This window comes from Agrococcus sp. SGAir0287, assembly GCF_005484985.1.
GTDB lineage: Bacteria > Actinomycetota > Actinomycetes > Actinomycetales > Microbacteriaceae > Agrococcus.
Window position 1 is genome coordinate 2,590,105 of sequence record NZ_CP027942.1, and the last position, 24,672, is coordinate 2,614,776.

Here is a 24,672-nt window from a genome sequence, read left to right on the forward strand (position 1 = left end):
GATGACCGCGACGCCGCAGGCCGCCACGGCCGTGCAGACCGGTGCCGCGATGCCGCAGCGCCGCAGGCGACGCCTCGGCGACCGACGGAGCCGACCGCTGACGGCATGGGGATGGGCGGGGCAGGTGCTGCGCTGGGCCCTGCTGCTCGTGATCTCCGCCCTGTTCCTCTACCCGCTCGCGTGGCTCCTCGCTGCGAGCCTCAAGCCGCGGGGGGAGGTCTTCGACAACCGGCTGTGGCCGCAGACGTTCACGCCCGAGAACTACGTCGAGGTCTTCGGCGAGCTGCCGCTCGCGGCATGGGTCGGCAACAGCGTGCTCATCGCGGTGCTCGCGGCCGTGCTCGTGGCCGTCTCGTCGTCGCTCGTCGCGTTCGGCTTCGCGTACTTCCGCTTCCCGGGCCGCGGCGTGCTGTTCGGGATCGTGCTGGCGACGATGATGCTGCCGGGCGCCGTGACGCTCGTGCCGCAGTACCTCATCTGGAACGAGCTCGGCCTCGTCGGCACGAGCGTGCCGCTGTGGGGCGCGAACCTCTTCGGGTCGGCGTTCTACATCTTCCTGCAGCGGCAGTTCTACCTCGGGCTGCCGCGCGAGCTCTTCGAGGCGGCGACGGTCGACGGCCTGCGCCCGTGGGGCATGTTCTGGCGCATCGCCTTCCCGCTGTCGGTGCCGTCGTTCATCATCGTGCTGCTGTTCGAGTTCCAGGCGTCGTGGAACAACCTGCAGGCAGCCCTCATCTACCTCAACACGGGGTCGGAGGACCGATACACGGTGCCGCTCGGCATCGCGAGCGCGATGACGCGCTTCAGCCCGACGAACGGCGGCCAGGGCGACTACCAGTACGTCATGGTGGCGGCGCTGCTCGTGACGCTGCCGATGCTGCTGCTGTTCGCCTTCGGGCAGCGCTACTTCGTGCAGGGCATCGCGACGCAGGGGCGGAAGGGCTAGGCGAGCGTCCGCGCCTGGGCGAGGAGCGCCTCGGCGACGGCGCGCGCCGTCCGCGTGGTGCGGCCCGGCTCGCGCAGGCGCATCGCGAGGTCGCCGGTGACGACGAGCAGGAGGCGCTCGGCGAAAGCGTCGGCGTCGTCGACGCCGGCATCCGCGGCGAGGCGGGCGAGCCGATCGCGCAGCGCATCGGTGTCCGCCTGCACGGCGCGCGCGACCTCCGCCGGTGCGTCGGCGTACTCGGCCGCCGCCCCCAGGAAGGCGCACCAGCGCGAGCCGCGCGGGCGGTCGCGGAAGGCGTCGAGCGCGTCGAAGACCGCGAGCAGCCTGCCCTCCGGGTCGGAGGCGTCGTCGACGGCGGCATCCCACGTCGCGAGCCACTCCTCGTGCCGCCGTTCGAGCACGGCGGCGAGGAGCGCCTCCTTGCTCGCGAACCCGCGGTAGAGCGTCGCGCTCGAGACGCGGGCGCGCTCGAGCACGGCATCGACGGGCGTCGCGGCGATGCCGCGCACGGCGAAGAGCTCGTCGGCGGCGTCGAGGATGCGCTCGCGGGTGGAGGTGCGCATCGCCATGCCCCCACCGTAGACTGCCAAAGTGAAACGATCGTTTTCGTCTGTGACGAGGAGTGCCCCGGTCGTGGCGTCGGGCATCGCGCTGATCGCCGCGACCTACGGCCTCGTGCGGCTCGCCTACGGGCTCCTGCTGCCCGACGTGCAGCACGAGCTGGGCATCGATGCGCCCGCCGCCGGCGCGATCTCCGCGAGCGCATCCGCGGTCTACTGCCTCGGCGCCGTCATCGGCTTCGTGCTGGCGCGTCGGCGCGCTCGAGCGCTCGTCGTCGCAGCGGCCTCGGCGCCGCGCTCGGTGCGGTCGGGATGGCGACGGCGGGCGACGCAGGTGCGTTCGCGATCGCGGCGATCGCCGCCTCCTCTGGCGCCGGTCTCGCCTCGCCGTCGCTCGTCGCGATGCTGCGCGTCGATCGCGCCACGGCGTCGAGGCCGCGGCTGCAGTCGGTCGTGAACGCCGGCACCGGACCGGGCATCGCCATCGCGGCGGCGCTCGCGCTCGCCGTCGACTGGCGCACGGTCTGGCTGGTCGCCGCCGTGGTCACGGCGGGCGCGGCGGTCGGCATCCTCGTGACGCATCGACCCGAGCCGGGCGTCGAGGACGACGCGGACACGGCACGCGTGTCGCGCGGATGGCTGCGCGCGCACGCGGCGCCGATCGTCGCGGCGGCGCTGCTCGGCGCTGGCTCGGCCGCCGCATGGAGCTTCGGGCGCACGATCCTCGTGGACGCCGGCGCGACCGCGACCGGCTCGACGCTGGCCTGGGTGGCGCTCGGGGCCGGGGGTGCGCTCGCGGTGCTCACGGCGGGCGTGCTCGATCGCCTCGGACCGCGACGCGCATGGACGGCGACGGTCGCGACGGTCGCGGCGGCGACCGTCGCGCTCGCGGCGTCGCCGGGCGCATCCCTCGTCGCCGTCGTCGCGCTCGCTGCCTTCGGCTGGGGCTACACGGCGGGCACGGGAGCGCTCATCGGATGGACGGCCGCGATCGAGGCGCGGCACGCGGCGGCCGGCACCGCGATGCTCTTCGTCGTGCTCGTCCTCGGCCAGGCCGTGGGGGCCGCCGCGGTCGGCGCGCTCGAGCCGGCGATCGGGCTCCCGGCCGCCTTCGTCGCTGCCGCGCTGGTCGCGGTGCTCGCGGCCGCGACGAGCGCGACCGGCTGGTCGCGCGTGCGCGCACCGGCAGACTGGTAGGCGTGACGACGCGGCTCCTGCTCCTGAGCGACACCCACCTGCCCGTGCGCGCGACGGCGCTGCAGGACCAGGTGTGGGGTCTCGTCGACGACGTCGACGTCGTCGTGCACGCCGGCGACTGGGTGCACGTCGACCTGCTCGACGCGCTCGAGGCGCGCGCCGCCCGACTCGTGGGTGTCGCGGGCAACAACGACGGCGACGCGCTGTGGGCACGCCTCGGCGAGGTCGCGCGCGTGACGGTGGAGGACGTGCGGATCGCGGTCGTGCACGAGACGGGCGCCGCGGCGGGCCGCGAGCGACGCTGCGACGCACGCTTCGGGGCGGCGAGCGACGAGCCGTGCGACGTGCTCGTCTTCGGCCACTCGCACATCCCGTGGGACTCCACGACGCCCGGCGGCCTCCGACTGCTGAACCCCGGCTCCCCCACCGATCGCCGTCGGCAGCCCGTCGGCACCGTCATGCTCGCGACGATCGACGGCGCGACGATCGACGTCGAGCTCGTGCCGACGCCGCGCTGAGCCGACCGCGCTCGGCGCGTTCGCCTCGCATCGCCTCGAGACGCTCCCCACCAGCTGGTCGAGGAGCGCAGGCGCGCAGCGCCTCCGCGTCACGAGACCCGAGGGACCGAACGCACGTCTCGCTTGCCGACGATCCGCACGGACGGCGGGTCTCATGACGCGAGCTCGCCCAAGGGCTCGCGCACTCCTCGACCAGCTGCGAGGGCACCGACCCGCACAGACCAGCCAACGCGCGACGCGACCCCGCCCGCTCGGGACGGGGCCGCGTCGCGGCGCGAGCGATCAGCCGCCCGACACCTGCTCGTACGCGCGCATCGCGGCGTCCTGCGCGTCGGCGAGCGCATCCTCGGGGCTCGCCTCGCCCAGCAGCGCCGAGATGACAGCGTCCTGCAGCTCGGACTGCAGCTGCTGCCCCGCCGGAGTCGCGCCGAACGAGACGCCCTCGGCGGCGACGTCGTAGTACGCCTGGATCGTCGCGTCGAAGCCCGGGTAGTCGGTGGGCTGCACGTACTCGGCGCGCACCGCCTCGTCGGCGCCGGGCGAGCCGGTGAAGAGGCCCGCGTTGATGCCGTTGCGCTCGGGCTCCGCGGCCGTCGTCTCGGCGCGCGCCGCGCCCGCGGCCATCCACGCGTCCTCGCTCGTGAGGTCGAGCATCCATCGGCACGCCGCCGACGGGTGCTCGGCGCCGATCGGCACGACGAACGCCTGTCCGCTCGCCGCCGTGAAGGGCTCGCCGTCCGCGTCGAGCATCGGCGTCGCGCCGAGCTCGACCTGGTCGGCGTAGGGCGTGAGGACGTTGACGTACCACTGGTCGAACACCGCGGCCGCGACCTGGTCGGTCACGTACGGGTTGCCGTCGCCGAAGAGGTCGAACGCGTCGACGAACGAGCGCACCTGCGCGTAGCCGCCCTGCGCGTTGTAGAGGCGCTGCAGCAGCTCGATGGCCTCGACGTTCGCCGGATCGTCGAGCGACGGCACGCCGTCCTCGTCGACGATGCTGCCGCCCATCGCGAGCATCCACAGCGCAGCCTTCGACACGCCCTGCGGGTCGAAGCCGAGCCGGGTCGGGGTGTCGCCGTCGAGCACCGTCAGCTGCTCGACGGCCGCGACGAGCCCGTCGGGATCGGTGATGTCGAAGGCGGATGCATCGAGCCCCGCCTCGGCGACGACGCGCTCGTTCAGCAGGATGAGCGGCGGCTGGTAGAACTGCGGCACGCCCCACAGCTGGTCGTCGTAGGTGACGTCGGCCGCGACCTGCGGATACCAGCGCTCCTCGGGGTCCACGTCGTGCAGCGCCAGGCATTCGTCGAGCGGCACGATGAGCCCCTGCGCCGCGTACGTCGCGACGAAGTTGCGATCCATCTGCACCACGTCGGGCAGATCGCCGCTCGCAGCCTGCGCGGTGAAGCGCTGCGCGTCGAACGCGGCCGCGTCGATCTCGATCTCCACGCCGTCGAGCTGCGCCGCAGCGTGGTCGAGGCGCGACTGCCCGACGTCGTCGGCGTTCTCGAACCCCCAGACCTCGAGCGAGTCCTCCGGCTCGTCGGTGAACTCGACAGGACCTCCGGCCGAGCCGCCACCGCATCCCGCGACCGCGAGCGCCGCCACCGCGCTCGCCGCCGCCATCGTCATCCGTCCTCTGCGCATCGCACGCTCCTCATGTCCTCGGTCGACTGCGACCCGAGGCCGACGGTAGGTGCGTCGTCGAGGCGCCCAGCAGGCCGTTGCGAAGCGCATGCGAACCGTGCTTCACGGACCGGCGGAGCGAGCCGCGTACCGTGGGAGCATGCTGCAGTCCTCGGCCGCCGTGCCGCTCATCGCGTTCCTGCCCGACTGGGCGCGCGTCGTCGTGACGATCGTCGTCGCGGCGGGCACGCTCGTCGGCATCGTCGCGGCGATCGCGTCGATGCGCCGCAACCGCGACCTGCAGGACGGCGCGCCGCCCCTGCCGCCCCGTCCGTGGTCGCAGCGCCCCGAGGAAGTGCCGCTGCCCGGTCCGCCCTCGCCCGTCGCGCCCGACGACGCGACGCTCGAGCAGCGCCTCGCCGAGATCGACGAGGCGTTCGCATCCGGCCGCATCGACGCGACCGAGCGCGAGCGCGCGCGGCGCGCCCTCCTCGGCGACGACGAGCGATGAGTCGCGCTCGCGCCACCCGGTGGCGCGTGTCCCGCCGGCGCGAGAGGGTGGAGCCATGACCGATCTGGACGACGCATTCGTGGAGGCGGTCGCGCAGACCGCCCTCGAGACCTCCCACCACGGCACCGACGTGCTGCTGCGAGCCCCGGAGGCGCCTGTCGCGTTCGACGCGGCGAGCACGCACGGCGACGACGAGGATGCGCCCGGCGCCCTCGACGGCGGCCGCGACGACGCCGTGCTCGAGGTCGTCGTCGGCGGCGAGGTCGTGGGCCTCGTCGTGCCCGTCGGCGACGGATACGGCGTGCTCGTGGTGCCCGAGGACGGCGACGAGCCCTCCCGCGAGATGGAGACGCTCGAGGACGCGCTCGACGAGCTCGGCGTCTGAGGCGACTCCCCCGCACATGACGGAAGCCCCGACCTGCTGGTCGGGGCTTCTCGCTGGCGGTGACGGTGGGATTTGAACCCACGGTGGAGGGTTACTCCACACAACTTTTCGAGAGTTGCACCTTCGGCCGCTCGGACACGTCACCGCCGTCGAGGATACACACGTCGAGGGGTCCCGCCCAAAACGGCCCGCTCAGCCGGCCGGGAGGTCGCGCACGCGGGCGCGATCGACGAGCACGCGCGTGGGATCCGTGCGCGAATCCTCGAGGGTCGCGCCGTCGAGGTGCCAGCCGTACCGCTCGTACGCCGCATCGGCGGCGGCGTTGCCCTCCAGCACCCACAGGTAGGCGCGCGCGAAGCCCGCGGTCGCGAGCCTGCGCTCGACCTCGTGCACGAGCGCAGCCCCGACGCCGCCGCGCGCCGCGTCGGGGTGCACGTACAGCCCGGCGAGCTCGCCCCATCCCGCACGCTCCGGCAGCCGCGCCGGGCCGAACGTCGCCCAGCCGACGACCGCGCTGTCGCGCTCGGCCACGACCATCGCGTGGCGCACCTCGCCGTCGGTGCCCTCGCCGGCGAGCGAGCGCTGCAGCCAGCGCGTCCACGAGGATGTCTTGTCGGCGACGTCGAGCGCGTCGAGCACGCTCTGGTCGATGAGGCCCGCGTAGGCGTGCTGCCATGCGGCGACGTGGATGCGGGCGACCCCGGCGGCGTCGGCGGCCGTCGCGTCGCGCACGAGCGTCACGCGTCCTCCCCCAGGTCGCGGACGCGACGGCGCTCGAGCAGCGGCACGAGCACGCCGTCGTACCCGAAGCGCTCGTCGATCCACGTGCGGCCGTCCTCGCGCCAGTCGTGCCGCTCGTAGAACGCGGCGGCGCGATGGTTGCCGTCGAGCACGTACAGGCACGCCCGCTCGAAGCCGGCGTCGCGCAGCCGCGTCTCCGCCTCGGCCATGAGCGCATGGCCGACGCCGGACGACCACGCGTGCTCGAGCGCGTAGATCGCGAACAGCTGGCCGTGGGCGGGCAGGTCGTCCTGATCGGTCGGGCCGACGCACGCCCAGCCCACGACCTCGCCGTCGCGCTCGGCCACGAGGTCCGCGACGCGCGGATCGCGATGCCGCTGCGCCCACGTCTCCGTGCGGCGCGCGGTGCTGCGCTCGACGTCCATCCTGCGCAGCAGCGCCTCGGGCATGAGGGCCGCGTACGCCGCGCGCCACGTCTCGACCTGCACGACCGAGATGGCGCGCGCATCGTCGACGGTCGCGGTGCGCACGGTGGTGTCGGCCATCGTCCGACGGTAGCGCGATCGCTCCGTGGAGCGTCTCCCGAGGGTCCCTCTCGAGGCTCGCTCCGCTCGCACCTCGAGGAACGGTGATGGGAGCGACGGGCGATCAGACGAGCGGCACGACGCGGTGGCGTTCGAAGCCCGGCCAGCCCGCCGCGTCGACGACGCAGAAGCGGTTGCCCTCGGGGTCCTGCATGATGACGTAGTCCGCGTCGTCGGGACGCCCATCCCAGGGCACGACCTCGGCGCCGAGCGCCTCGAGCCGGGCGACGTCGCCCGCCTGGTCCTCGGCGTAGAGGTCGAGATGGATGCGCGGCGGCAGCACCCGCTCGCTCGGCATCGCGTCGAGCGAGACGTTCGGCCCGGCGCCCGAGCGCGAGCGCAGGAGCGCGAAGTCGTCGTCCATCGGCTCGCGGACGACGTAGTCGAGCGCCGCCGTCCAGAACGCGACCTGCCGGCGCAGGTCGGCGACGCGGATGACGATGGAGCCGACGACGAGCATGCGGTCACCCTACGCTCGCGCGCGCCGGCGGCGGATGGGCCGCCTCCGGTGTCGGCGGCGCCCGGTACCGTCGGGGGATGGCCAGGACCGACGCGCGCTTCCGCTGCTCCGAGTGCGGCTGGCAGACCGCGAAGTGGGTCGGGCGCTGCGGCGAGTGCCAGCAGTGGGGCACGGTCGAGGAGGTCGGCGCGGCGGCGGCGGAGCGGGTGAAGGCCGCCTCCATCCCGACCTCGCGCGTCGCGCGGCCCATCACCGAGATCGACGTCGCCGACGCGCCGCGCTGGGCGAGCGGCATCGGCGAGTTCGACCGCGTGCTCGGCGGCGGCATCGTGCCCGGCGCAGCCGTGCTGTGCTCGGGCGAGCCCGGCGTCGGCAAGTCGACGCTGCTGCTCGAGGTCGCGAGCCGCGCGGCGCAGGCGGGCAGGCGCGTGCTCTACGCGAGCGCCGAGGAGTCGGTGGCGCAGGTGCGGCTGCGCGCCGAGCGCACGGGAGCGCTGCACGAACGGCTCTACCTCGTCGCCGAGACCGACCTCGCGCAGATCATGGGGCAGATCGCCGCCGTCGAGCCCGAGCTCGTCATCGTCGACTCGGTGCAGACCGTGGCGAACGCCGACAACGACAGCATCGCCGGCGGGCCGAGCCAGGTGCGCGACGTCGCGAACGCGCTCACGCGCCTCGCGAAGACCACCGGCATCCCCATCCTGCTCGTCGGGCACGTGACGAAGGAGGGCACGATCGCCGGCCCGCGCGTGCTCGAGCACCTCGTCGACGTCGTCATGCACTTCGACGGCGACCGGCAGACGGCGCTGCGCTTCGTGCGGGCGACGAAGAACCGCTTCGGCCCGACCGACGAGATCGGCTGCTTCGAGATGACGGGCGAGGGCATCGCGGAGGTGCCGGATCCCTCGGGCCTGTTCCTGTCGCGGCAGACGGCGCCCGACTCCGGCTCGTGCGTGACGGTGGCGCTCGAGGGTCGCCGCGCGATCCCCGTCGAGATCCAGGCGCTCGCCGTCACCTCGTCGGCACCGAATCCGCGCCGGGTCGTGAACGGCGTCGACTCGTCGCGCGTCGCGATGCTGCTCGCCGTGCTCGAGAAGCGCGTGGGACTGCGCCTGGCCGATCGCGACGTGTACGTCTCGACCGTCGGCGGCATGCGCCTCCACGAGCCGGGCGCCGACCTCGCCATCGCCCTCGCCATCGTGTCGTCGGTGCGCGACGTGCCGCTGCCCGCGCGGCTCGTGGCCGTCGGCGAGCTCTCCCTCGCCGGCGAGATCCGCCCGGCGACCGCGTCGCGCAAGCGCGTCGACGAGGCGCGCAGGCTGGGCTACGAGCACGTGCTCGACGACTCCGCCGTGCACCTGCGCGGCGCGGTCGAGACGATCACGCTGCTGTCGGATGCGCTGCGCCAGCCCGCGGGGGTCGTCGAGTTCTGAGGCGCGCAGGGCGCGGGGAACGGTGCCGCGACTCGCCGCCGATCGCCTGGCGCAGCCGTCGGGGTCGCCCAGCACTGCGAGCATGGAGGCATGCCCGCGACGATCGCCCCGGATCGACCCCATCCCGATGAGCTCGTCGCCCTGTACGACGCCGTCGGGTGGAGCGCGTACACGCGCGACCGAGAGGCCCTGCTCGCTGGCATCGATGGCGCCTGGCTCGTCCTGGCCGCCCGCGACGACGACGGCGCGCTCGTCGGTCTCGCTCGCGTCGTCTCCGACGGCGCGACGATCGCGTACGTGCAGGACGTCCTCGTCGCTCCGTCGCAGCAACGCACCGGCATCGGTCGAGCGCTGCTCGACGCGATCGCGGCGCGCACGGAGGGCATCCGGCAGACGGTGCTGCTGACGGATGCGGAGCCCGGCCAGCGCGCGTTCTACGAAGCCGCCGGCTTCACCGAGGCCCACGACGTCGCTCCGCATCCGCTGCGAGCCTTCGTCCGGCTGCGCTGAGGCCCCCTCGACAGCAGCGACGGCGACTCCGTCGACAGCCGTCAGGGGTCTCGCAGGCGGCGCCGGTCGCGAGAGACCCGATGCGTTTCGCAGGCGATCCCGGCGCACGAGGGACGATCGCCCTCGAGAGGCCGAATCGCCTGCGAAACGCGAACCACCCACGACGACCCCACGCGTTTCGCAGGCGATCCGGGTGGGCCGAGGGAAGATGCCCCTCTGCCACCTCGATTCGCCTGCAAGACGCAACCCGCCGCGACGGCACGGAGGACGACGCGCACACGAGAAGGGGCCACGGCCCGCCTGCGAGGGAGATCGCCTGCGGGGCCGTGGCCCGGGTGCCCGGGGAGCCGACCCGCTCCCCGAGACGTCTAGTCCTGGACGCCGCGCGAGGTGACCTCCGTGTCGATCATGCCCGTCGCCGTGCCCGCATCCAAGGTCCTTCCTCGGAAGAACGCCGGCTCGCGTACCCGCTGCACGATCATCACGACGGCGCCGAGCACGAGCACGACCACGCCCAGCACGAACACGAGCCCGACGCCGCCGATCGACGAGCCCGAGCCGTAGTCCGGGTCCATCGAGTCGACGAGCGTCGTGACGAACAGCACGGCGAGCACGACGCCGCCGACGAGCGGGAAGACGAGCTGGAAGAGGGCGTTGCGCACCGACGCGAACCACGTGGTGCGGAAGTACCAGACGGTCGCGAACGCCGTGAGGCCGTAGTAGAAGCAGATCATCATGCCGAGCGCCGTGATCGTGTCCCACAGCACGTTCTCGCTCACGAACCGCATGACGGCGTAGAAGGCCGAGGCGACGAGGGCCGCGACGAGCGTCGCGAAGCCGGGCGTCTTGAAGCGCGAGACGACGGCGAAGCGCGACGGCAGCGCGCCGTAGTGCCCCATCGCGAGCAGCGTGCGCGCGGGCGACACGAACGTCGACTGCAGCGAGGCCGCCGACGACGACAGCACCGCGAGCGACACGAAGGCCGCGAGCGGGCCGAGGATGGGGCCGGCGAGCGCGAAGAAGACGTTGTCCTGGATGTCGGGGTTGCCGAGCCCGAACTCTCCCTCGCCGGTGCCGGCGAAGGCCGTGAGGCCGACGGCGAGCAGCAGGTACAGCGCGACGATGACGACGACCGTGATGGTCGCGGCCCGACCCGGCGTGCGCTCGGGATCCTTCGTCTCCTCGTTCATCGTGAGGGTGACGTCCCAGCCCCAGAAGATGAAGATCGACAGCGACAGGCCGGCGACGAGCGCCGAGAACGAGTCGACGGCGAACGGGTCGAACCACGTGAGCGACACGGGCGTCGCGTCGAACGCGGTGCCGTTCGCGACGTGCACGAACGCCGCGATCGCGAAGACGACGAGCACGAGCACCTGGAAGCCGACGAGCGCGTACTGCACGCGCTGCGTCGTCTGCATGTCGCGGTACGCGATGAAGGTCGCCGCCGCCATGAAGGCGAGGCAGGTGACGACGTTGACGAGCGGGTTCGTCGCGAGGGCGGCGACGTCCGACGCACCCGTGACCTGCGCGACGAGCAGGTACAGGAAGTCAACCGCGATGCCGGCGAGGTTCGACAGCACGAGGATCGTCGCGGCGATGAGGCCCCACCCCGCCATCCATCCCACGTAGGGGCCGAACGCGCGCGTCGCCCAGGTGAAGGAGGTGCCGGAGTCGGGGATGACGGAGTTCAGCTCGCGGTAGCCGAAGGCCACGAGCAGCATCGGGATGAAGCCGAGGAGGATGATCGCGGGCGCCTGCGCGCCGACGGCCGAGACGGTGGGGCCGAGCGCCGCGGTGAGCGTGTACGCCGGGGCGATGCACGAGATGCCGATGACGACGGCGCCGATGAGCCCGACCGAGCCCTTCGCGAGCCCCTTCTGCGCGACCTTCTGGACCGCGATCTGGCTGCTCACGCGCCGACGTCCGCCCGGCTCGACGCGAGCGCCTCGGCGACGTCGGCGGCCGCTGCCCAGCCCGAGCGGATGCCGCCGTCGACGTGCTGGAACCCGAGGCCGGCGAAGTCGGAGCACGCCCAGTGGATGGGGCCGACGGGCGTGCGCTGGTCGGCGCCGTAGCGGCTGAGGCCGCCGAGGTCGTACGAGGCGCCGTACGCGCCGCGCGTCCACTCCTCGGTGCCCCAGTCGGACTCGTAGTACACGACGGGGTTCGCGGCCTCGGGCCCGAAGTACTCGGCGAGGTCGGCGAGGATGCGCGCCTTCCGCTCCTCGGCAGGCAGCGCGAAGACGCCGTCGGCGTGCTCGTCGGAGACGAAGCCGACGAGCGTGCCGCGCGGGTCTTCGTGGTTCGTGTTGTCGTACGCCTCGTGCACGAGGCGGTAGGGGCTGAAGGCCGTGCCCGACAGGCCGTCCTCGCGCCAGAAGGGCCGGTCGTAGACGGCGTGGACCTTGATGACGAGGCCGAGCGAGAGGTGCTGGTGCAGCTGGTGCTGGCGACGCGGCAGCGGCGGCTGGTAGTCGATGCGGCCGAAGAGGTTCGGCGGCATCGCGACGATCGCGCGCCGTGCGTGCACGACGACGCGGTCGGAGGTGACGACGACGCCGTCGGCCGAGTGCTCGAGGCGGCGCACGGGCGTCCCGGTGCGCACGCGGTCGCCGAGCCGCTCGGCGAGCGTGATCGGCACGCGCTGCAGGCCGCCGACGACGCGCTTGTCGAGGATGAACTCGGAGTCGACGAGGTGCGAGAACGAGCCGGCGGATGCGGCCATGAGCACCGCCTGCAGCGCGGAGAACGCGTGCGCGGGCTTCGTGAGCATCGCCTCGCCGATGAACATCGAGATGTGGCGGCAGGCGACGGGGTCGTCGGACTGCTGCGCGAGCCAGGCGGCGAACGAGATGGTGTCGAGATCGCGCGCCCGCGGATGCGCCCACGGCGCGTCGGCGCCGATCTCGGCGGTGAGCTCGTCGAGCAGCACCGTGAGGCGCTCCATCTCGGCGACGGTCGACGCGGGGACCGGCAGCTGCTCGCCGGTGAACCGCACGCGCGTGCCGGCATCGTCGACGTAGACCGAGTCGCCGTCGCGGTAGCGCGAGAACGTCGCGAGGCCCAGGGCGTCGAGCGTCTCGAGCAGCGCGCTCTGATCGGGCGAGACCCACTGGCCGCCGAGCTCGAGCATCGCGCCGTCGATCGTCTCGGTCCACAGGCGGCCGCCGACGCGCTCGCGCGCCTCGAGCACCACGACGTCGTGCCCGGACTCCTGCAGTCGCGTCGCCGCCGAGAGCCCGGCGACGCCGGCCCCGATGACGACGACGTCGGCCTCGATCGTCGACGGCTGCTGCGGATCGCTCATCCTGAATGCTCCTTCACGATGGATGTCGTCGCAGCATACGACGAACGATGGCGGATCCGATAGTCGCGAGGTCTGATTGCAACCGAATCCGCATCCGGCGGCGACGCCGAGCGCGGATCCCGCGCCCGCGACGGGCTCAGCGCAGGAGCGAGGCGTCGATGTCGTCGATCGCGCCCTCGTCGGCGGTCGAGCCGCCGACCGCGGGCACGGCGTCGGGGTCGACGACCTCGATGAGCCGCACCGTGGCGACGCCCTGCAGCATGCCGTCGTGCGACGCGAGGGCGACGCAGACGACCTCCGCGGGGAAGTCGAGCGCGGCGACCGCGGCGTCGAGCGACGCGGCGGCCTCCGCGGCGTCGGCTCCGGAGTACGAGATGACGTGATGGTTCGGCGAGATCGACATGCGGGCAGGCTAGGAGCGCCGGATGCCTCGACGCGAGGCCCCCGCATCTCTTCCCCGCGTGTGCTACCGCCGACGACCCGGGACGCGGATGGTCAGTACAGGATGATCTGCTGCTCGGAGGCGCTCGCGACGCCGGACACCGTGATCGACAGGTGGTAGCTCGCGCCGCCGGCGACCACCTGGTCGCGCGGGGAAGCGCACGTCTCGGGCGACGAGGCCGTGCGGTCCCACGCCACGGGGATCGTGCGCTGCGGCACGCCGGGCTCGAGCTCGACGATCTGGTCGACCTGGTCGACGGGGCAGTCGCTCGAGCGGTAGACGACCTGCTCGCCGGTGCGGATCTGGTACGACTGCTGCGTCGTGCCGACGTTGAGCCTGCACGGCTCGCCCGACACGTTCTGGATCTGGAACGACATCTGCACGGGCTGGCCCGGCGCGTACGTGACGGCGTCGGTGATCGGCGTGATGAGCACCTGCTCCGGCGTGCACGCGGCCGAGCCGTCGCCCTCCTCCGGGATGCCGCCGATGGGCGTGTACTGCTGCGTCGACGTCGGGCTCGGACTCGGGCTCGGGCTGGGCGTCGGGGACGCGCTCGGATCGACGGATGCGCTGGGTGCCGGGTCTGCCGATGCCTCGTCGGCGGCGGCCCAGGGCCGCCACATGAGCGCGACGACGACGAGCGCCGCGACGACGAGGAGCACGAGCAGCGCCACGGTGCGACGGCGCCTGGCGATGGCCTGCCGCCGTCTGCGCTCCCGATCCGTCGTCACCCGCCAAGGGTAGGCGGCGCGAGGCCGCTAGAGCCGCTTCACCATGCGGGTGTTGCCGAGCGTGTTCTGCTTCACGTGCGCGAGGTCGAGGAACTCGGCGATGCCGTCGTCGTGCGAGCGCAGCAGCTGCTGGAAGACGTCGGGCGGCACGATCTCCTCGGCGACGGCCTCGAAGCCGTGCCTGCCGAAGAACGCCGTCTCGAAGGTGAGGCAGAACAGCCGCGAGAGCCCGAGGTCCGCCGCGCGCGCCTCGAGCGCCTCGAGGATCGCATGGCCGACGCCGGATCCGTGCACGTCGTCGGTGACGGCGATCGTGCGGATCTCCCCCAGGTCCTCCCACATCACGTGGAGGGCGCCGCAGCCGACGACCCGACCGTCGGCCTCGGCGACCACGAACTCCTGCACCGCCTCGAACAGCGTCACGAGCTCCTTGCCGAGCAGGATGCGTCGCTGCACGTAGGGCTCGATGAGGTCGCGCATCGCGCGGACGTCGCTCGTGCGAGCCTGGCGGACGTGGACGGATGCCATGGCTCCACGCTAGCCGCGGGCGGATGCCCCGCCCGACGCACGACGCCCCCGCATCCATCGGATGCGGGGGCGTCGTGCCCGGAGGAGCGGGTCAGCCCGCGGTCGCCTCCACGGCCTCCGCCGCGGGGCGCTTGTCCTCGACCGAGAACGTGAACGCGTCGTCCACGAAGTCGACGATCACGTGCGCGCCGGCGGCGAGCTCGCCGTGCAGGATCTTCTCGCTCAGCACGTCCTCGACCTCGTGCTGCACGGCGCGACGCAGCGGCCGAGCGCCCAGCGCCGGGTCGTACCCGAGGTGGATGAGGCGCTCCTTCGCGGGCGTCGTCAGCTCGATCGTCATGTCGCGGTCGAGCATGCGGTCGGCGAGGCGCTTCACGAACAGGTCGACGATCTGCAGCAGCTCCTCGGGGGTCAGCTGCGGGAAGACGATCGTCTCGTCGACGCGGTTGAGGAACTCGGGGCGGAACGACTTCTTCAGCTCCTCGTTGACCTTCGCCCGCATGCGGTCGTAGTCGTTCGCCGTGCTCCCCTCGAGCACGAAGCCCACGGGGCCGCCCGCGATGTCCTTCGTGCCGAGGTTCGTCGTCATGATGATGATCGTGTTCTTGAAGTCGACGACGCGACCCTGACCATCCGTGAGACGACCCTCCTCGAGGATCTGCAGCAGCGAGTTGAAGATGTCCGCGTGCGCCTTCTCGATCTCGTCGAAGAGCACGACGGAGAACGGCTTGCGGCGCACCTTCTCGGTGAGCTGGCCGCCCTCGTCGTAGCCGACGAAGCCGGGAGGGGCGCCGAAGAGGCGCGAGACGGTGTGCTTCTCGCTGTACTCCGACATGTCGAGCGAGATGAGGGCGTCCTCGTCGTCGAACAGGAACTCGGCGAGCGCCTTGGCGAGCTCGGTCTTGCCAACGCCCGTGGGGCCGGCGAAGATGAACGATCCGCCCGGACGGCGCGGGTCCTTGAGGCCCGCGCGCTGGCGTCGGATCGACTTCGCGAGCACGCCGATCGCCTCGTCCTGGCCGATGACGCGCTCGTGCAGCGCCTTCTCCATGAACACGAGGCGAGCGGACTCCTCCTCGGTGAGCTTGAAGACGGGGATGCCGGTCGCGTTCGCGAGCACCTCGGCGATGATGCCCTCGTCGAGCGTGCCCGTGGGCCCGCCGTCGCCGGAGCGCCACTGCTTCTCGAGGCGCAGGCGCTCGCCGAGGAGGTTCTTCTCCTCGTCGCGCAGGCGCGCGGCGCCCTCGAAGTCCTGGTCCTCGATCGCGCGCTCCTTGCGCATGCGCACGTCGGCGATCCGCTCGTCGAACTCGCGCAGCTCCGGCGGCGCCGACAGGATCGACAGCCGCAGGCGTGCACCGCCCTCGTCGATGAGGTCGATCGCCTTGTCGGGGAGGAAGCGATCCTGCACGTAGCGGTCGGCGAGGTTGGCGGCCGCGACGAGCGCGCCGTCGGTGATCGTGACCTTGTGGTGCGACTCGTAGCGGTCGCGCAGGCCCTTGAGGATGTTGATCGTGTGGGCGACCGAGGGCTCGTTCACCTGGATCGGCTGGAAGCGGCGCTCGAGCGCGGCATCCTTCTCGAAGTGCTTGCGGTACTCGTCGAGCGTCGTCGCGCCGATCGTCTGCAGCTCGCCGCGAGCCAGCAGCGGCTTGAGGATGTTCGCCGCGTCGATGGCACCCTCGGCGGCACCCGCGCCGACGAGCGTGTGGATCTCGTCGATGAAGGTGATGATGTCGCCGCGCGTGCGGATCTCCTTCGTGACCTTCTTGAGTCGCTCCTCGAAGTCTCCGCGGTAGCGGGAGCCGGCGATGAGCGAGCCGAGGTCGAGCGTGTAGACCTGCTTGTCCTTGAGCGTCTCGGGCACCTCGCCCTTGACGATCGCCTGCGCGAGGCCCTCGACGACGGCCGTCTTGCCGACGCCGGGCTCGCCGATGAGCACGGGGTTGTTCTTCGAGCGGCGCGAGAGGATCTGCATGACCCGCTCGATCTCCTTCTCGCGACCGATGACGGGGTCGAGCCGGCCCTCGCGAGCAGCGGCCGTGAGGTTGCGGCCGAACTGGTCGAGGATCTGCGACCCCTTCTGGTCGCTGCCCTGCTGCTGCGCCTCGCCGCCGACCGTCGTCGACTCCCGCGACTGCGTGCCCGAGAGCAGCTGGTTCACGGTCTGGCGCACGCGGTTGAGGTCGGCGCCGAGCTTCACGAGCACCTGCGCCGCGACGCCCTCGCCCTCGCGGATGAGGCCGAGCAGCACGTGCTCCGTGCCGATGTAGTTGTGGCCGAGCTGCAGCGCCTCGCGCAGCGACAGCTCGAGCACCTTCTTCGCACGCGGCGTGAAGGGGATGTGGCCGCTCGACTGCTGCGCACCGGTGCCGATGATGTCCTGCACCTGCTCGCGCACGGCGTCGAGCGAGATCCCGAGCTGCTCGAGCGCCTTCGCGGCGATGCCCTCACCCTCGTGGATGAGGCCGAGCAGGATGTGCTCGGTGCCGATGTAGTTGTGGTTGAGCATCTTCGCCTCTTCCTGGGCGAGGACGACCACACGGCGGGCGCGATCGGTGAACCGTTCGAACATCGCATGCCTCCTGACGTCTGGATTCGAGGCTAGACCGTGGATGCGGGCTCCGGCGCCGCTGTTCGCTGTCGGCATGGCGCCGCGCGCTGGCCGCGGGTGACGCCACGCACAGGTGCGACCGATGCGCGCTGGATACCCTGCCTGGCGAGGAGGTCTCGTGAGCCTGGACGACCCGCGTCGCATCGGTGCCCCGCCGCCGCTCGCACGCCCGCAGCCCGCCGATCCGACCGCCGCCGTCGAGAACCCTGCGGGCGCGATGCGCCCGCCCGAGCGCGTCGTACCGTCGGGCTTCAGCCGCGGCGAGGACGCCATCTACCGCGAGCAGTGGGGCGTCGAGCAGCCGCCGGCGCCGTCCGCGACCCAGCCGCCGCCGTGGCATCAGCCGCCCCCCGCGCCCCCGTCGCGGGCGCGCGTGCCCGCGGCCCTGCCGCTCGAAGGCCAGGTCTACGCGCAGGTGCTGCGTCCGCTGCCCCGCCGCGTCGGCCGCTGGTTCCTCGCGTGGGCGATCGCGATCGGCTTCTTCGCCCTCGGCCAGACGATCGCGCTCGTGCTGCTCATGCCGAGCATCATCGAGCTGTTCGCCGACCCGACGGCCGTCGCCGCGAACCCCGAGGAGCTCATGGGCTCCCTCATGGGCTCGCCCATGGCGTTCCTCGGCGTCAACCTCTCCTGGGCCGCGATGATCCCCGGCGCCGTCGTGGCGCTCGCCGCCTACGGCGACAAGGCGATGGGGTTCGCCTTCTCGGTCGCCGGTCGCTGGCGCTGGGGCGCCGTCGGCCGCTCGGCGCTCGTCGTCGCGCCCATCTTCGCCGTCTACGTCGGCATCACGTTCCTCATCGATCCGACCTTCGAATGGCGCTTCCAGCCCGACTGGCTGCTCGTCGCGATCGTCGTGCTCACGACGCCGCTGCAGTCCTCCGGCGAGGAGTTCGCCTTCCGCGGCATCGTCACGCAGCAGCTCGGCTCGTGGATGCGGAACCCCTGGGTGTCGTCGCTCGTGACGGGCGGCCTCATCGGCCTCGTCTTCGGCCTCGCGCACATCGGCTACCCGCCGCTGGCGATCCTGCAGGTGTCGCTCGTGGGCTTCACGTGCGCCATGCTCACGTTCCGCACCGGCGGCCTCGAGGCCGCATGCGTCGTGCACACGGCGAACAACGTGTTCATCATGCTGCCGCTCGCGCTCATGGGCATGTCGCCGTTCGCGACGTCCTCGGGCGAGGAGGGGCCGTTCTGGATCCAGCTCGTCGCGTTCGTCGCCTGCGTCGCCGCGCTCGGGCTGTCGTACCTCGCGGTGCACCTCATGTCGCGGCGCTGGCAGCGACGCACCGAGGGGGCTCCGGGTGCCGAGCTCCTGCTGCTGCCGAAGCCGCAGCCGATCGCGTTCGCGCAGCCGGCCTACGCGGGTGCCCCGGGCATGCCCGGATACGCCGTGCCGGGCGACGGCGCTCCGGGCTACGGGATGCCGCCGCAGGCCGCCGCGCCGTTCGCCCCGGCGTCGCAGGCGACGCCCTTCGGCGCACCGACGACCTTCGGGCCGTCGGCTGGCTGGCAGCAGCAGGCGCAGGCCGCGGGATGGCAGCCTCCCGGCCAGTGGCACGCGTATGCGCCGCGGCGGGATGACGCGCCGCAGGGCGAGGCGCGGCAGGTCGGCTGGGGTGCGCCGGTCGAGCCGCCGCAGGGCGATGCCTCCCGCGGCTGGGACGCGCCGGTCGAGCCGCCCGCATCGGACCCGGCGTCCGAGCCGCCGCGCGACGAGCGCTGATCGCGCCCGGACGACGAACGCCCGCACCATCCGGTGCGGGCGTTCGTGCGTCGCGGACGGCGTCCGCGCGTCAGCGCTTGGGCGGCAGGCCGGCCTTCTCGCGCTCCTCGGCCTCGATCTCGTCGTAGACGCGTCGCGCCGTGCGGTCGGCGCGGAGGATCGAGCGGAGCACGAACCAGAACACGACGCAGATGACGATGGTCGGGATCAGCGAGAAGATCGCGTTCCCCCAGAAGTCCTGCGGCATGCCTCCATGGTACCGCGGGGCGCGCGAACGATCCCCCGCCAGCCGTGGTCGAGGACGATCCCGCACATGCTGGTCGAGGACGCTGCGATCGCAGCGAGGAGTCGCCACGAGACCCGCGCCACCGACGGACCTCGCGCCGCGCACCGCCCCGCGCGGCACGACGAGTCTCGTGACGCGGAGGCGCTGCACGCCTGCGCTCCCCGACCAGCTGATGGGCGACGCCCGAGCCCGAAGGGCGACGCTCCGACCCCGAAGCCCGAGCCCTCAACCCGCTCCCTGAGGTGCGAGCCCGAAGGGCGAGCCCCCGTCCCGCTCCCTGAGGTGCGACCCCGAAGGGCGAGCCCCCGACCCGCTCCCTGAGGTGCGAGCCCGAAGGGCGAGCCTCGAAGGGCACCAGCCATGGCGTCGACCACGGGACCCTTCGAGGCTCGCTTCGCTCGCACCTCAGGGAGCGGTGAGGGGAAGCCGCCGACGCGATCCGACCGCGCCGCGCACCGCCCCGCGCGGCACGACGGGTCTCGTGACGCGAACGCGCTGCGCGCCTGCGCTCCCCGACCACCTGGTGAGGGACGCCCGAGCCCGAGGGACGACGCTCTGACCCCGAAGGGCGAGCCCCCGACCCGCTCCCTGAGGTGCGAGCCCGAAGGGCGAGCCTCGAAGGGCACCAGCCATGGCGTCGACCACGGGACCCTTCGAGGCTCGCTTCGCTCGCACCTCAGGGAGCGGTGAGGGGAAGCCGCGGACACGATCCGACCGCGCCGCGCACCGCCCCGCGCGGCACGACGGGTCTCGTGACGCGAAGGCGCTGCGCGCCTGCGCTCCTCGACCAGCCGATGGGCGACCCGCGAGCACGGTCGGCGACGCTCGAGGACGAAGGGCGACGGCCCGAGCCCGAAGGGCGAGCCCCCCGACCCGCTCCCTGAGGTGCGAGCCCGAAGGGCGAGCCTCGAAGGGCACCAGCCATGGCGTCGACCACGGGACCCTTCGAGGCTCGCTTCGCTCGCACCTCGGGGAGCGGTGGTCGGAGCGCCGGAGGCGGGCGACCCTCGTCTGCCGCGTCCGCGCTAGGGACGCAGCAGCGCGCGCAGGCGCTCCTCGCCGATCGCCAGCAGCAGCGTCGGCAGGCGCGGGCCGGCGTCGCGGTCGACGAGCAGCCGGTAGAGCAGCGTGAAGAACGCGCGCTGCTCGGCGGCGATCTCCTTGTCGCCCTTGACGATCGCGGTCGGCTCGAGGCCGCGCTGCACCTTCACGACGCCGTAGACCTGGTTCGTGAGCCCCTCGATGGTCCACGCGTCGCCGATCGGAGGCAGGCCGCCGCCGCCGTCGAGCAGCAGGTCGATCGCGCCGCGCTGGCCCGGCTCGAGCGCGGTGAGGGCCTCGCGGTCGGGCTCGTCGCGCACGACGGTTCGCTCCTCGGCGGGCATCTGCGTCGCCACCCACGTCTCGACGCGGCCGAGGCGCGGCTGCAGCGTGCCGAGGTCCCCGACCGACGCATCCACCTGGCGCACGAGGCGCACGAGCTGCGCGGGGTCGCCGGTCGAGAGGTCGACGAGGGATGCGAGGGTGCGGAAGGCGACGCGGTGGGGCGTCGACTCGAGCGTCTCGTCGGCGGTGCCGATCGCGCGCGCATGCGCGGCGACCTCCGCGGCGCCCGCCGTGCCCGCCTCGAGCTTGCGGGCCAGCGCGTCCCACTCGTCGTAGAGCCGCTGCAGCTCGGAGCCGAAGGCGACGTCGAACGACTGGTTCATGCGGCGCCGTGCGTACTGCCAGCGCAGCACGGGGCCCTCCATGACCTGCAGCGCGTCGATCGGGGCCGGCGCACCGCCGCGCGACGACGACATCTTCGCCGCTCCCCCGAATCCGACGAACGCGTACATCGGGCCGTACGGGCGCTCCCAGCCGAACAGCGGCGCGAGCTCGAGGCCGACCTGGAACGACGAGCCCGGCGACTGATGGTCGACGCCCGAGGGCTCGAAGACGACGCGCTCGTAGGCCCAGCGCATCGGCCAGTCGACCTTCCAGACGAGCTTGCCCGAGCGGTGCTCGCGCAGCAGCACGGTCTCGGCGTGCCCGCACGCGCACGAGTACGACAGCTCGGTCGTCTCGTCGTCGTAGGCGGTGATCGTCGTGAGGTCGGTGCCGCACGCCGTGCAGTACGGCTTGTACGGGTAGTACTCGGCGCCGCCCGAGCCATCGTCCTCCGAGGCCGCGCCCGATCCGGCCTCGAGCGCCTTCTGCAGCTCCTCGTCGTCGTCCTTCGCGGCGGGCAGGGTGCGGAAGCGCGCGAGGATCGCGTCGATCTCGCGCCGCATGCGCATGGCGGCGAGGATCTGCTCGGTGTACGCGCCCGAGGTGTACTGCTCGGTCTGCGAGATGCCGCGGTAGCGGATGCCGAGGGCGGCGAAGCCCTCCTCCGCCTGCGCGCGGAAGTGCGCCGCCCACGACTCGTGCGGCGAGCCGGGAGGGGCGGGCACGGCCGTGAGCGGCTTGCCGATGTGCTCGGCCCACGACTCGTCGACGCCCTCGATGCCCTTCGGCACCTTGCGGAAGCGGTCGTAGTCGTCCCACGAGATGATGTGCTCGACCTCGAGGCCGCGGCGGCGGATCTCATCGCTGACGAGGTGCGGGCTCATGACCTCGCGGAAGTTGCCGAGGTGGATGACGCCGGAGGGCGAGAGGCCGGAGGCCACGACGGGCGGGGTGCCGCGACGCTCGGCCTCGGCGATCACCTCGTCGGCGAGCCTCGAGACCCAGTCGTCGCGGACGTCGGTGGGGGTCGGGGTCGGCGAGCTCACGGACACCGATCCTACGGCGCGGGCGGATGCGCCGCGGCGATGCTCACGAGGCGTCGAGCGCCGAGAGGCGCAGGGTGCCGAGCACCTCGACGATGACCCGATGCTCGTACGAGCCCACCGGCAATCGCCGATCGGCGTAGCGGTCGTAGATCAGCCCGGGCGCGTCCGTCTGGTACGGCGTCGTCGCCCGTATCATGCCGCCCGCGACGAGGACGCCGGGGTCGAGGCAGCCGGCGTCGACGTCCGAGGTCGAGAGCACCGCCACGATGACGAGGTCGGCGACCTCGAGCGTCACCGCCTCGAGCGTCGATGCCGCGGTGCCCTGCAGGGCGCCGACGAGCGGCTCGATGGGCACCCGCTCGAGCACGGTGAACGGCCCCAGGCCCGCCGTGCCGGGCGCGCAATCGCTGACGAAGGGGAACTCGGCTCGATCGCGGTAGGTCGCCACGTCGAGGGCCTGGAAGCCGTCGGGGGTCGAGAGCACGACGAACGGGCCGTCGGGCGACGAGAGCTCCTCGACGGTCCAGCCCTCGGGGTGCGAGAACGCGATGCCGCCATCGGCCGAGACGTAGTCGACCCACGGGACGTCGGCGACGGGGTCGACGCCGTCGGGCATCGCATCCCAGGGCAGCGGCTCGAGCTCGAGCGTCGCCAGCAGCTCGAGCACCTCGGTCGTGTCGGGCGCCTCGAGGCACGCGATCGCGCTCGCCTCGTCGACGACAGAGCCGCACTCGGGGACGGCGGCGAGGTCGCTGGAGAAGGAGTGCAGCCGGTCGACGCCGTCGAGCATCACCGAGCCGTTCGGGTCGCTCGGGTCGTCCACCACGGTGGCCTGGACCTGCCAGACGCCGTCGGCAGCGGTCGACCACCACGCTGCGGCGTGCAGGCCGCCGGGCATCGCGATCGCCTGCACGACGCCGCGGTCGGCCGCGGCGCCGACGTCGTCGGCGTAGCCGTCGCCGTAGCGCGCACGCACGACGGCGTCCTCGTCGAGCACCGTGAGCCAGTTCTGCCAGATGGGTCCGCCGTGGTTGCTCATCGGCTCGAGCAGGCTGTCGTCCTGGACGGTCCAGCCCGCGGGCAGCGCGAACGACGCCGTGCCGTTCTGCGTCGTGACCGTCGTCGGCTCGGCCGTGGGCGTCGGGCTCGCGCTCGGGCTCGGGCTCGGCGCGCCCAGGTCGACCTCCTCGGGCTCCGCGGCCGCGGCACAGCCCGCGAGCAGCGCGGCGGCAGTCAGCGCGCCGATCGACGTCGCGATGCGGGATCGATGTGCCCGTGCGATCACGGCCGCCTCCTCTCGTGCGGCCTTCGCCGCGCATCCCGACATGTCCAGCAGGCGAGCGGCGTCACCGCGCGCGGGTCACGATCGGGTCACGAGTCGGGGTCGAGGACGAAGCGGAGCAGTCCCCCGCCCCCTTCGCCGAGCACGATCGTCGGCACGAGCTGGTCGGCGGAGTACGGGATGCCCCATGCCGCGAGCTCGCGGATGTGGAGCCCGTCGTACAGCTCATCGCAGTCGAAGGCGACGCCGCCGATCACGGTGCCGGTCGATGGGCACTGCACCCAGACCGAGGCGACGCCGCCGATACCGAGCCCGGCCGGCTGCTCGCCGCGCGCCACGACGCGCACGATGCCGGTGAAGGCGGCATCGGGCACGATCGAGGGCGACGACTCGACCGCGGGGTCGAACCCGACAGGGAGCATCGCGATGACGGTCGACGGCGCCTCCTGCGTGCAGTCCACGGTGTATCCCCCGACGTCGACGGAACCAGCCCCCTGGCACAGGACGTAGACGTCGACGAACGCGGTGATCGTGGAGCCGCCTGCGGCTCCGGTGTCGCCGAATCCGGGGAGGGACAGCTCCGTGATCACCGGCACGCCGGCAGCGACCCCTTCGAAGCCGGGCGGGGGCGTCGGCTCGGGCTCGGGCTCCGGCGTCGGGGTCGGCGTCGGGGTCGGCGTCGGCTCGGGAGACGGCGTGACCGACGGCGTCGGTGTGCTCGTCGGCACCGCCTCGACGCCCGGGCCGCCGATCGTCGGTGCGAAGGTCTGCACACCCAGCACGACGACGGCGACGATCACGAGCACGCCGACCGCGCTGGCGACGCGTTCCTGGATCCGCCGGGTGCGCGCGACCTCGCGCGGCGCCATGGCGGCGAGGCCGCGGCGCATGCGCGCGGCGAACTCGTCGTCCATCTGCGGGACTCGATCGTCGTTCACGGCACCTCCTCCATCGACGGGGCCATGCCTGCCGCCTCGAGGTGCGCCCGCATCCGGCCCCGGGCGCGGTGGATGCGCGTCTTCGCCGCCCCGTAGCCGATGCCGAGCGCGCGGGCGGCATCCGCGAGCGGCATGTCCTCGAGCATCACGAGGGCGATGAGCGACGCGTCGGCGGGCGAGAGCGCCCGAAGCGCGTCGGCGACGGCGGTGCGCGCCGTCTCCGCCTCGTCGCGATCGCCCGCGACGTCGGCCGCATCGGGGGCGTCGTCGGCGCGCGGGATGTGCGCGATGAGCCGCTCGAGGCGGCGCCGCCCGCGGCTCGCGTTGCGCGCGCAGTTCGTCGCGGTGATGAGGAGCCAGGGCAGCAGGGAGTCGTCGACGATCCGCACGCTCGAGCGCTTGCGCCACGCCTCCGCGAACGCCGCCGAGACGACGTCCTCGGTGTCCTGCCTGTGCTGCATGATCCTCCACGCGTGCCGCCAGACGCGATCGCCGTGCCGGTCGAACACGGTCGCGAATGCGATGCCGTCGCCGCGCACGACGGCAGCCCACAGCTGCGCGTCGGTCTGCTCGGCGGTCACGCCCTGGATTGTC

The 24,672-nt window shown here is 72.9% G+C and carries 24 protein-coding genes and 1 tRNA gene; 8 read left to right on the forward strand and 17 right to left on the reverse strand.

All coding sequences use genetic code 11. The annotated features are described in order from the left end of the window. Position 1: 1 nt before the first annotated feature. On the forward strand, positions 2-946 hold the full coding sequence (locus tag C1N71_RS12330) for a carbohydrate ABC transporter permease (protein WP_137756675.1): 945 nt from the start codon (positions 2-4) through the stop codon (positions 944-946). Here C1N71_RS12330 and C1N71_RS12335 read toward each other — a convergent pair. Next, complete coding sequence (locus C1N71_RS12335) at positions 943-1,515, reverse strand: TetR/AcrR family transcriptional regulator (RefSeq protein WP_137756676.1); 573 nt, start codon at positions 1,513-1,515, stop codon at positions 943-945. The two genes, C1N71_RS12330 and C1N71_RS12335, sit on opposite strands and share 4 nt — an antisense overlap. Before the next feature lie 303 nt (positions 1,516-1,818). Between C1N71_RS12335 and C1N71_RS15165 the strand changes: the two genes are divergently transcribed. Then, complete coding sequence (locus C1N71_RS15165; protein WP_137756677.1) at positions 1,819-2,703, forward strand: MFS transporter; 885 nt, start codon at positions 1,819-1,821, stop codon at positions 2,701-2,703. 2 nt (positions 2,704-2,705) lie between these two features. Continuing rightward, positions 2,706-3,221 (forward strand): metallophosphoesterase family protein, encoded by a 516-nt coding sequence (locus C1N71_RS12345; protein ID WP_137756678.1) that lies wholly within the window; start codon positions 2,706-2,708, stop codon positions 3,219-3,221. 282 nt (positions 3,222-3,503) lie between these two features. Here the strand turns inward: C1N71_RS12345 and C1N71_RS12350 are convergent, their stop codons facing one another. Further along, a complete protein-coding gene (locus C1N71_RS12350) occupies positions 3,504-4,868 on the reverse strand; it encodes an ABC transporter substrate-binding protein (protein ID WP_137756679.1) in 1,365 nt (454 codons plus the stop codon). Between the two features lie 139 nt (positions 4,869-5,007). On the opposite strand from C1N71_RS12350, the gene C1N71_RS12355 reads away from it, so the two are divergent. Both C1N71_RS12355 and C1N71_RS15020 read left to right on the forward strand, forming a co-directional pair. Further along, a complete protein-coding gene (locus C1N71_RS12355) occupies positions 5,008-5,358 on the forward strand; it encodes a hypothetical protein (RefSeq protein WP_137756680.1) in 351 nt (116 codons plus the stop codon). 55 nt (positions 5,359-5,413) lie between these two features. After that, on the forward strand, positions 5,414-5,743 hold the full coding sequence (locus C1N71_RS15020; RefSeq protein ID WP_175414208.1) for a hypothetical protein: 330 nt from the start codon (positions 5,414-5,416) through the stop codon (positions 5,741-5,743). A gap of 54 nt (positions 5,744-5,797) precedes the next feature. Here the strand turns inward: C1N71_RS15020 and C1N71_RS12365 are convergent. The 4 genes from C1N71_RS12365 to C1N71_RS12380 form a co-directional block, all read right to left on the reverse strand. Further along, positions 5,798-5,888, reverse strand: a tRNA-Ser gene (locus tag C1N71_RS12365). Between the two features lie 47 nt (positions 5,889-5,935). Beyond that, positions 5,936-6,484, reverse strand: a complete 549-nt coding sequence (locus C1N71_RS12370) for a GNAT family N-acetyltransferase (RefSeq protein WP_137756681.1) — start codon at positions 6,482-6,484, stop codon at positions 5,936-5,938. Further along, positions 6,481-7,029, reverse strand: coding sequence for a GNAT family N-acetyltransferase (locus C1N71_RS12375; protein ID WP_175414209.1), 549 nt, complete (start codon positions 7,027-7,029; stop codon positions 6,481-6,483). The genes C1N71_RS12370 and C1N71_RS12375 overlap by 4 nt, the downstream gene beginning before the upstream one ends. 103 nt (positions 7,030-7,132) lie before the next feature. Next, a complete protein-coding gene (locus C1N71_RS12380; RefSeq protein ID WP_137756683.1) occupies positions 7,133-7,528 on the reverse strand; it encodes a VOC family protein in 396 nt (131 codons plus the stop codon). A 77-nt stretch (positions 7,529-7,605) separates the two neighbouring features. Here C1N71_RS12380 and radA point away from each other — a divergent pair, with 77 nt between their 5' ends. Together radA and C1N71_RS12390 are read left to right on the forward strand one after the other, a co-directional pair. Then, entirely contained in the window at positions 7,606-8,961 is a 1,356-nt protein-coding gene (gene radA, locus C1N71_RS12385) for a DNA repair protein RadA (RefSeq protein ID WP_137756684.1), read from the forward strand. A gap of 90 nt (positions 8,962-9,051) precedes the next feature. Then, entirely contained in the window at positions 9,052-9,471 is a 420-nt protein-coding gene (locus C1N71_RS12390) for a GNAT family N-acetyltransferase (protein ID WP_137756685.1), read from the forward strand. Between the two features lie 368 nt (positions 9,472-9,839). Here C1N71_RS12390 and C1N71_RS12395 read toward each other — a convergent pair whose 3' ends face one another. The 6 genes from C1N71_RS12395 to C1N71_RS12420 all read right to left on the reverse strand — a co-directional run bounded on the left by C1N71_RS12395 (position 9,840) and on the right by C1N71_RS12420 (position 17,054). Continuing rightward, positions 9,840-11,384, reverse strand: coding sequence for an APC family permease (locus C1N71_RS12395; protein ID WP_137756686.1), 1,545 nt, complete (start codon positions 11,382-11,384; stop codon positions 9,840-9,842). Then, positions 11,381-12,778: a flavin monoamine oxidase family protein gene (locus C1N71_RS12400; protein WP_137756687.1), complete on the reverse strand. Its 1,398-nt coding sequence runs from the start codon at positions 12,776-12,778 to the stop codon at positions 11,381-11,383. Before C1N71_RS12400 ends, C1N71_RS12395 begins: the two co-directional genes overlap by 4 nt. A gap of 136 nt (positions 12,779-12,914) precedes the next feature. Next, positions 12,915-13,181 carry a hypothetical protein gene (locus C1N71_RS12405; RefSeq protein WP_137756688.1) on the reverse strand — a complete coding sequence of 89 codons (267 nt, stop codon included), beginning with the start codon at positions 13,179-13,181 and terminating at the stop codon, positions 12,915-12,917. Between the two features lie 92 nt (positions 13,182-13,273). Further along, on the reverse strand, positions 13,274-13,951 hold the full coding sequence (locus C1N71_RS12410; protein ID WP_137756689.1) for a hypothetical protein: 678 nt from the start codon (positions 13,949-13,951) through the stop codon (positions 13,274-13,276). Between the two features lie 27 nt (positions 13,952-13,978). Continuing rightward, positions 13,979-14,479: an amino-acid N-acetyltransferase gene (locus C1N71_RS12415; RefSeq protein WP_137756690.1), complete on the reverse strand. Its 501-nt coding sequence runs from the start codon at positions 14,477-14,479 to the stop codon at positions 13,979-13,981. A 91-nt stretch (positions 14,480-14,570) separates the two neighbouring features. Continuing rightward, positions 14,571-17,054 carry an ATP-dependent Clp protease ATP-binding subunit gene (locus tag C1N71_RS12420; protein ID WP_137756691.1) on the reverse strand — a complete coding sequence of 828 codons (2,484 nt, stop codon included), beginning with the start codon at positions 17,052-17,054 and terminating at the stop codon, positions 14,571-14,573. A 157-nt stretch (positions 17,055-17,211) separates the two neighbouring features. Between C1N71_RS12420 and C1N71_RS12425 the strand changes: the two genes are divergently transcribed. Next, complete coding sequence (locus C1N71_RS12425; protein WP_175414210.1) at positions 17,212-18,816, forward strand: CPBP family intramembrane glutamic endopeptidase; 1,605 nt, start codon at positions 17,212-17,214, stop codon at positions 18,814-18,816. 70 nt (positions 18,817-18,886) lie between these two features. Here the strand turns inward: C1N71_RS12425 and C1N71_RS15025 are convergent, their stop codons facing one another. From C1N71_RS15025 to C1N71_RS12445, 5 genes are all read right to left on the reverse strand, one after another. Further along, entirely contained in the window at positions 18,887-19,063 is a 177-nt protein-coding gene (locus tag C1N71_RS15025; RefSeq protein ID WP_175414211.1) for a hypothetical protein, read from the reverse strand. A 1,064-nt stretch (positions 19,064-20,127) separates the two neighbouring features. Next, positions 20,128-21,858: a lysine--tRNA ligase gene (locus C1N71_RS12430; protein ID WP_137756693.1), complete on the reverse strand. Its 1,731-nt coding sequence runs from the start codon at positions 21,856-21,858 to the stop codon at positions 20,128-20,130. 43 nt (positions 21,859-21,901) lie between these two features. After that, positions 21,902-23,143 (reverse strand): hypothetical protein, encoded by a 1,242-nt coding sequence (locus C1N71_RS12435; protein ID WP_137756694.1) that lies wholly within the window; start codon positions 23,141-23,143, stop codon positions 21,902-21,904. An 86-nt stretch (positions 23,144-23,229) separates the two neighbouring features. Beyond that, positions 23,230-24,078, reverse strand: coding sequence for a hypothetical protein (locus C1N71_RS15030; RefSeq protein WP_175414212.1), 849 nt, complete (start codon positions 24,076-24,078; stop codon positions 23,230-23,232). Then, positions 24,075-24,659, reverse strand: a complete 585-nt coding sequence (locus tag C1N71_RS12445) for an RNA polymerase sigma factor (RefSeq protein ID WP_254678001.1) — start codon at positions 24,657-24,659, stop codon at positions 24,075-24,077. The genes C1N71_RS15030 and C1N71_RS12445 overlap by 4 nt, the downstream gene beginning before the upstream one ends. Positions 24,660-24,672 lie beyond the last annotated feature (13 nt).

Bases quoted from the DNA above. Each gene is read 5' to 3' on its own strand.
- C1N71_RS12400 (WP_137756687.1), bottom strand. From the start codon at position 12,778: ATGAGCGATCCGCAGCAGCCGTCGACGATCGAGGCCGACGTCGTCGTC.
- C1N71_RS12380 (WP_137756683.1), bottom strand. From the start codon at position 7,528: ATGCTCGTCGTCGGCTCCATCGTCATCCGCGTCGCCGACCTGCGCCGG.
- C1N71_RS12350 (WP_137756679.1), bottom strand. From the start codon at position 4,868: ATGCGCAGAGGACGGATGACGATGGCGGCGGCGAGCGCGGTGGCGGCG.
- C1N71_RS15025 (WP_175414211.1), bottom strand. From the start codon at position 19,063: ATGCCGCAGGACTTCTGGGGGAACGCGATCTTCTCGCTGATCCCGACC.
- C1N71_RS12355 (WP_137756680.1), top strand. From the start codon at position 5,008: ATGCTGCAGTCCTCGGCCGCCGTGCCGCTCATCGCGTTCCTGCCCGAC.
- C1N71_RS12330 (WP_137756675.1), top strand. From the start codon at position 2: ATGACCGCGACGCCGCAGGCCGCCACGGCCGTGCAGACCGGTGCCGCG.
- C1N71_RS12375 (WP_175414209.1), bottom strand. From the start codon at position 7,029: ATGGCCGACACCACCGTGCGCACCGCGACCGTCGACGATGCGCGCGCC.
- C1N71_RS12390 (WP_137756685.1), top strand. From the start codon at position 9,052: ATGCCCGCGACGATCGCCCCGGATCGACCCCATCCCGATGAGCTCGTC.
- C1N71_RS15165 (WP_137756677.1), top strand. From the start codon at position 1,819: ATGGCGACGGCGGGCGACGCAGGTGCGTTCGCGATCGCGGCGATCGCC.
- C1N71_RS15020 (WP_175414208.1), top strand. From the start codon at position 5,414: ATGACCGATCTGGACGACGCATTCGTGGAGGCGGTCGCGCAGACCGCC.
- C1N71_RS12415 (WP_137756690.1), bottom strand. From the start codon at position 14,479: ATGGCATCCGTCCACGTCCGCCAGGCTCGCACGAGCGACGTCCGCGCG.
- C1N71_RS12420 (WP_137756691.1), bottom strand. From the start codon at position 17,054: ATGTTCGAACGGTTCACCGATCGCGCCCGCCGTGTGGTCGTCCTCGCC.
- radA (WP_137756684.1), top strand. From the start codon at position 7,606: ATGGCCAGGACCGACGCGCGCTTCCGCTGCTCCGAGTGCGGCTGGCAG.
- C1N71_RS12335 (WP_137756676.1), bottom strand. From the start codon at position 1,515: ATGGCGATGCGCACCTCCACCCGCGAGCGCATCCTCGACGCCGCCGAC.
- C1N71_RS12405 (WP_137756688.1), bottom strand. From the start codon at position 13,181: ATGTCGATCTCGCCGAACCATCACGTCATCTCGTACTCCGGAGCCGAC.